Here is a 6,482-nt window from a genome sequence, read left to right as displayed (position 1 = left end):
AATATTCAAATAAAACACATTATATAAAATTGGAAATTATTTGAAGTTTAGCTTGATGACATTGGGAGCGATCCCGGACGGCGGCAATAGCACAACTTATAGAAATCAACCAAACGTTACGTCGCATTATATATCAACTACGAGGATTAAATAGCAACAAAACTTGCGAAATGAGCCTTTGTATAAGGCAATCATAAATGAAGACTATAAAGATAAGTGGAGGAGAGGGAATGCGTGTATTAGTAATTGGAGCCAATGGAGCGGTTGGTAAACAGGAGGTTCAAAAGTTAATGGAATCAAAACATGAGCCAATTGCAATGTTAAGAAAAACAGAGTAAATTCCATATTTTGAAAATCAAGGTGTAAAAATCGTATTAGCAGATTTAGAGGATAATTTTAAGAAAGCATTTTATAAAGTGGATACAGTAGTGTTTGCATCTGGTTCTGGACCAAATACTGGTGCGGATAAAACAATAATAATTGATCAGGAAGGGGCAATTGAGTCTGTAAATCTTGCTAAAAAAATTGGTGTTAATCGATTTGTAATGCTTAGCATGTTGGGGCAGATAATCCTAAAGCCGCACCTTTCCTGCACATTATCTTTATGCCAAGCACCGTGCAGATGAACATTTAATGCAATCAGGTCTGAATTATACAATAGTGAGATCTGGTGGTTTAACAGATGAGCCAGGTACAGGAAAAGTAAATCTGCAAGAGAATATTTCTGAATTCGGAACAATTCCACGAGAAAATGTCGCTGAAGTGCTTACCTATGTACTAACCGTTCCTAGGGCAGAAAATAAAACCTTCGAGCTTATTCAGGGTATCACTCAACTATCGGAAATATTAGCTTATTAATTGTAGAGTTAATGTAATATTTTTAACCTGTTTGTGTTTAGATTGAAATATAATGGGGTATTTGAAATATGGAATCAATAGAACGGCCATATCAAACAGGAGGATTTTCAAATGAGTGAAAAAAATGTAATTATCTATGTTAGTAATAATTGCCTGGAAGGAGAAAGGCTACTAAAACAATTGGACGTTTGGAACGTATCCTATACAAAAAAGAACGTATCCAATAATAAGGAATATATGGTAGAGCTTCAGGAAAAAGGGGTGTTTGGGACACCTGCAACATTTATTGGTGATCAAACTGTGCTAGGTTTTCAAATAAATAAACTAAAACGGATACTTGAGGTGGATAATCAGACTTCCATATTAAATGCTAGATATGGAAGTTAAAACAAGGCACACTTATTAATCGTTTTGCATATGGTAATGGTAAGAAAGCATAAAAAGAGGTGTGTGCAACAATGTTTGAAAGACCTTATGGTTATCAACCACCATATCAAAATAATTCATTTCAAACTAACCCTTACGCTCAACAATGGTATCAGCCATATAACCCAACAAATGATCCCGCTTTCTTTCAGACACCATACCAGTATTTAAAAAAACCAAAACAGCCAACTAATTTGGATCCCTTTATACAAGCGGGTTCCATGTATAAACCTCAACAGCATATCTATCCAAAGAATAACCTTTTTGCATATTTCCAGGATCCAAACGGGCAAGTAGATCTTGATAAAATGTTTTCTACTGCGGGGCAATTAGCAAATACGGTACAACAGTTTTCACCAGTAGTCAAACAGTTCAGCTCCATAATGAAATCATTTAAGTAGTAACATTTAAACGTATTTATAGTGTTATTTATTATGAAGAAGCTGGTGAAAACTTCTATTCACATCAGCTTCTTTTTGTGATTTATGTAAAATAAAAACAACTTTGGTAATACAAAAAATGTGAATAACAATAATGTGTAATATTTGCTATGGAAAACGGGTAAAAGAAAATAATCAAGTTTCTAAGGAGAATCTAAATATGATTGGTTGTTTGATTATACATGGATATACTGGCGGTCCATATGAACTCGAGCCTTTGGCAAATTACCTAAAAGAGAACACGGATTGGCATGTAGAAGTTCCTACATTACCTGGCCACGGAAGAAAGCTCGCATTAGAGAATATCTCCCATCAAAAATGGATCTCCGCAGCAGAACAGTCTTTAATCAAGCTTAAAGAGAAGTATGACACCATTTATTTAATTGGGTTTTCTATGGGTGGAATGATAGCGGCTTACCTTACTACAAAATATAAAGTCGATAAACTAGTTCTGCTGGCAACTGCTGGAAAGTATTTGTCATTAAAACAATTAAGTTTGGACATTGGCGAAGTTTTTATAGATAGTTTGAAAGGTAATTTAAGCAAAAATAAATTATATGTAAATTATAAAAAGAAATTGGGAGCTGTCCCTTTGAAAGCAAATATCGAATTTTTAAGGTTGGTTAGATTCACACGAAAGTACTTAAAAAAAGTGGATTCCCCTGTGTTGATTGCCCAGGGTCAACAAGATGGTATGGTGCCATATAAGACAGCGTATTATTTGGATAAAGAAATAATTTCAGATCGCAAAGAAGTAGTGTTTTTTGAAAGGTCAAGACATTTGATCTGTTTAGGGGATGACAAAGATACATTAAACAAGATAATTCATAAATTCCTTATGAAGGAAAAATTGCCAAATTAAAACGGAGTCTGCACTGTAATGCCCACAGACTCCGTTTATTATTTATCCTTAAAAAAAGAAATAACTAAAGCACCATCACCAGCATATGTTGAAATCAATGGCCCTGTTTCAGTTAAATATGCGTCTTTAAAAGGATATTTATTTGTTATTTCTGCAAGGACTTTCTTCGCCCGTTCCTCTGCATTACAGTGTGTCATTGAAATCACCTTGTCTTCAACGTTTTTGGTGTATTCCCCGATTTGTTCTACGAAGCGTCTAATTGATCTTTTGTCACCTCGAACTTTTTCAGCAACTTCAATGGTTCCCTCATCATCACTTGCTTTTAATAATAATTTAATATTAAGTGTTTTTGCAATCGTACCTTTCACCTTATCTAAACGGCCGCCAAGCACTAGGTTTTCAAGTGTTTTTAATACAAATAGAGTTGTCGTTTGTTCGACCCGATCGTGAAGATGTCCAACAAGTTGTTCAAAAGAATAATCTTCATTAATTTTCGTATTCGCTTCGTGTAACAAGAGTGCTATACCGCATGAAGCAGTTTTCGTATTGATTACTTCTATTGTACGCTCAGGTTCTTCCTCAAGTAACATATTTTTTCCGATTACTGCATTTTCAAATGTACTGCTTAGCCCTTTCGTTAAACTCAACATAATAATAGGAGTGTCAGAATCCACTTGTTTGTATGCCTCATAAAAGTCATTCGGGCTAGGTGCAGCTGAGCGAGGTAGTTCATTCGTTTCTTTTATCTTTTTATAAAAGCTAGGTAAGTCCATTGTTACGCCAGTTTTATATTGACCATCTTTAAAATGTAAGTATAAGGGTACGACGATAATATCCAAAGAGTCATTTAATCGATCTGGGATATCAGCACCGCCATCTGTCATTAGTTGAATGTTCATGACATCACCTGCTTCATAATTAGTTACTTTCATTATATCAGTTATACATAAATGTTTATATAACGAATTTTAAGTTATCTGCTTTTTTCAGAAATGGTTACCTTGGGTTTACGGGTTGTACTCATTATAAATAAAAATAACCCGAATATAATAATGGTTCCGCCAAGCCATTGTGACCAGGTAACTTTTTCACCTAAGATAAGGTAAGCAAGAATGGAAGCACCAATTGGTTCAAAAACAATCCCCATCGATATAGTAGAAGTGCTTAGCCATTTTAGTGCCCAATTAAACATGGTGTGACCGAAAAAAGTTGGGACAATAGCCAGTACTATAAAGATCCACCAATGATCCACCGGGTAACCAAAGAACGGGTTTTGAAGAAATATATTATATATAATAAGTGTAATAGAACTTATTCCGTATACAACAAAAGTGTATGTCATTAACGATAACCTTTTTCTCACTTGTTGCCCCATTAGAAAATAGGTAGTTACTGCAATTGCACCTAATATCGCAAGGATATCCCCAAGTAATGCCATTCCGCTTATTTGGAAGTCTCCCCAGCTGATAATAAAGCTTCCTAATAAGGCGATTACCATACTGATTACTGCTCCAGGTGAAAAACGTTCCTGGAAAAAGAAATAAGTACCTAAAAAAGCAAAAATAGGTTGTAATGTTACAAGTACTACTGAGCTTGCTACAGATGTATAATTTAGTGATTCAAACCAGAGAATAAAATGAGATGCTAAAAAGACACCAGCAAGGATGGAAAGAATCCAATCTTTCTTATTAATCAGTTGAAACTCGTGCCGGTGCTTGATTAAGATATAGGGAGCCATTAAAATAACCGCAAATAATAATCGGTAATTCGCTATCATTGCAGCAGGAGCTTGATCTGCTAACTTAACTAAAACTGCTGAAGTAGATACTGCTAAAACGCCAATTACAACCGCCAAATATGGGTTGAACGGAGGAAGCCTCATGAAAACCCTCCTTGAAGTCATGTAAGTTATTCTGTATCTAATATATTTTACCATGCTATTAGTAAAAATTCATATAGTAACTAGTAGATATCGATATGGGGAATGTGTTATGATAAACTAACTGTTATTGAAAGCATGAGATTCAAGTAAGAGGCCTCTTTCCAAATATGGGTGATGCCTTTTTTTGCACTTTATACCAAAAATGGAAAATATTAGGTTTAAAGTAGAAAGAAGAACAAAGGCTTTCCTCCTATTTGGAGATAAGCCAAGTTTCTCTAATAAGCTCAGTGCATATAGGAAACGGATAAATTTTCAAGAAAAAAGGAGTAGAGTAACAAGGTGACAACTTTTAATGAATTAGGAATATCAACCCCTATTATGAAGGCATTGGAGAAAATGGGTTTTGAAGAAGCAACTCCCATCCAAGCTGAAACCATTCCGTTAGCAAAACAAGGGAATGATGTAATAGGACAAGCACAGACAGGAACAGGAAAAACTGCAGCATTTGGGATCCCAATGCTCGAAAAAATCGACCAAAACGTTAAGAAAATCCAAGGATTAGTAGTTGCTCCAACAAGAGAACTAGCAATTCAGGTTGCAGAAGAACTTAATCGATTAGGAAAATTCAAAGGTGTACGTGTATTGCCAGTATATGGTGGTCAACACATGGAAAGACAAATTCGTGCATTGAAAGACGGACCACAAATAGTAGTTGCAACTCCAGGTAGGTTACTTGATCATATGCGAAGAAAAACAATTCGCATTAATATGGTTCAGACTGCTGTATTAGACGAAGCTGATGAAATGCTGAACATGGGTTTCATAGACGATATTCGTGACATTCTAAAGGGAATTCCAGAAGAGCGACAAACGTTGCTATTCTCAGCTACCATGCCTAAGGAAATTCGTAACATTGCCAATACCTTAATGAGAAGCCCGAAAGAAATCAAAGTGAAGTCAAAAGAAATGACAGTGGAAAACATTGATCAATATTTCGTTGAGGTTCCTGAAAAATATAAATTTGATACATTAAATAATCATTTGGATATTCATGGACCAGATTTAGCGATCATATTTAGTAGAACGAAGAAACGTGTAGATGAAGTTGCTGAAGGGTTACAAGCAAGAGGATTCCGTGCTGAAGGAATACACGGTGATTTAACTCAAGGTAAGCGTATGTCTGTTTTAAACAAATTTAAGAACGGTCGTGTAGATGTATTGGTAGCTACTGATGTAGCGGCTCGTGGTCTTGATATTTCAGGTGTTACACACGTGTATAACTTTGATATACCACAAGATCCTGAGAGCTATGTCCATCGTATTGGGCGTACAGGTAGAGCTGGACGTACTGGTGAGGCAATATCATTTATTACACCGCGTGAAATCGCCCATCTTAAGTTAATTGAAAAAACAACAAAAAGTAAGATGAAGCGTTTAATGCCTCCAACAAATCAAGAAGCAAAACGCGGGCAACAGCAAATAGCAGTTAGTAATATTTTACAAACAATTGAACAAAAGGAATTAAAAGAATATCATCAGACTGCAAATGAATTATTGCAGGATCATGATTCAATAACAGTTATTGCTGCAGCATTAAAAATGCTGACAAAAGAACGAAGAGAAACTCCCGTTCAAATCTCTTCTGTTGCGCCAATTAGTGTGAAAAAGGCACATCACTCGAAGGATAATAATCGCCGTTCGAATAATAAACGGCACTACGGTAAACGTAGTCAAGGTGGGCGCAACCAAGGTGGAGGCGGTGGACGTAACCGTAAAGGAAACTTTCAAAAACGGAGAAACCGCGATTAAATTAAATAATGCTCTAGAAAAAAAGCTCCCACTTCGGAGCTTTTTTCATAGTCTAGCGAAATTATAAAATCAGGAGCCTGAAGATAATTTATTGACTTTGTAAGCCGCGTCCAGGCACTCGAGACATAAGCAGTTCGAATCCGTGTGGAAAGGACAGCCACACTACGCGAACAGCTTGTGCTTGTCGTGTCATTCAAGGTACTTG

Annotated in this window: 8 protein-coding genes; 6 read left to right on the top strand and 2 right to left on the bottom strand. The window is 36.0% G+C overall.

Annotation, left to right across the window (positions count from 1 at the left end; all coding sequences use genetic code 11):
- Nucleotides 1-338 precede the first annotated feature (338 nt).
- From ACFQ3N_RS08210 to ACFQ3N_RS08190, 5 genes are all read left to right on the top strand, one after another.
- Nucleotides 339-626, top strand: coding sequence for an NAD(P)H-binding protein (locus tag ACFQ3N_RS08210; RefSeq protein ID WP_390361308.1), 288 nt, complete (start codon nucleotides 339-341; stop codon nucleotides 624-626).
- Nucleotides 627-633: 7 nt separating this feature from the next.
- Entirely contained in the window at nucleotides 634-858 is a 225-nt protein-coding gene (locus tag ACFQ3N_RS08205; protein ID WP_390361301.1) for an NAD(P)H-binding protein, read from the top strand.
- Between the two features lie 111 nt (nucleotides 859-969).
- Nucleotides 970-1,245, top strand: a complete 276-nt coding sequence (locus tag ACFQ3N_RS08200) for a glutaredoxin family protein (protein ID WP_390361299.1) — start codon at nucleotides 970-972, stop codon at nucleotides 1,243-1,245.
- 71 nt (nucleotides 1,246-1,316) lie between these two features.
- Complete coding sequence (locus ACFQ3N_RS08195; protein ID WP_390361297.1) at nucleotides 1,317-1,685, top strand: YppG family protein; 369 nt, start codon at nucleotides 1,317-1,319, stop codon at nucleotides 1,683-1,685.
- Nucleotides 1,686-1,884: 199 nt separating this feature from the next.
- Nucleotides 1,885-2,586, top strand: a complete 702-nt coding sequence (locus ACFQ3N_RS08190) for an alpha/beta hydrolase (protein WP_390361306.1) — start codon at nucleotides 1,885-1,887, stop codon at nucleotides 2,584-2,586.
- Between the two features lie 38 nt (nucleotides 2,587-2,624).
- Here ACFQ3N_RS08190 and ACFQ3N_RS08185 read toward each other — a convergent pair whose 3' ends face one another.
- Entirely contained in the window at nucleotides 2,625-3,485 is an 861-nt protein-coding gene (locus tag ACFQ3N_RS08185) for a DegV family protein (protein WP_390361304.1), read from the bottom strand.
- Nucleotides 3,486-3,559: 74 nt separating this feature from the next.
- Nucleotides 3,560-4,468: a DMT family transporter gene (locus ACFQ3N_RS08180; protein ID WP_390361295.1), complete on the bottom strand. Its 909-nt coding sequence runs from the start codon at nucleotides 4,466-4,468 to the stop codon at nucleotides 3,560-3,562.
- A 339-nt stretch (nucleotides 4,469-4,807) separates the two neighbouring features.
- On the opposite strand from ACFQ3N_RS08180, the gene ACFQ3N_RS08175 reads away from it, so the two are divergent.
- On the top strand, nucleotides 4,808-6,277 hold the full coding sequence (locus tag ACFQ3N_RS08175; RefSeq protein WP_390361293.1) for a DEAD/DEAH box helicase: 1,470 nt from the start codon (nucleotides 4,808-4,810) through the stop codon (nucleotides 6,275-6,277).
- Nucleotides 6,278-6,482: the final 205 nt, after the last annotated feature.

The sequence above is a fragment of the Virgibacillus byunsanensis genome (genome assembly GCF_042675965.1).
In the GTDB taxonomy this organism is placed as follows: domain Bacteria; phylum Bacillota; class Bacilli; order Bacillales; family Amphibacillaceae; genus Virgibacillus_R; species Virgibacillus_R byunsanensis.
Note: the sequence above shows the minus strand (reverse complement) of the source record. Positions and strands in the feature narration are given on the sequence as shown.

What these genes read in the sequence shown, in the direction of transcription:
- ACFQ3N_RS08195 (WP_390361297.1), top strand. Translation starts at nt 1,317, where the DNA reads ATGTTTGAAAGACCTTATGGTTATCAACCACCATATCAAAATAATTCA.
- ACFQ3N_RS08190 (WP_390361306.1), top strand. Translation starts at nt 1,885, where the DNA reads ATGATTGGTTGTTTGATTATACATGGATATACTGGCGGTCCATATGAA.
- ACFQ3N_RS08205 (WP_390361301.1), top strand. Translation starts at nt 634, where the DNA reads ATGCAATCAGGTCTGAATTATACAATAGTGAGATCTGGTGGTTTAACA.
- ACFQ3N_RS08180 (WP_390361295.1), bottom strand. Translation starts at nt 4,468, where the DNA reads ATGAGGCTTCCTCCGTTCAACCCATATTTGGCGGTTGTAATTGGCGTT.
- ACFQ3N_RS08185 (WP_390361304.1), bottom strand. Translation starts at nt 3,485, where the DNA reads ATGAACATTCAACTAATGACAGATGGCGGTGCTGATATCCCAGATCGA.
- ACFQ3N_RS08200 (WP_390361299.1), top strand. Translation starts at nt 970, where the DNA reads ATGAGTGAAAAAAATGTAATTATCTATGTTAGTAATAATTGCCTGGAA.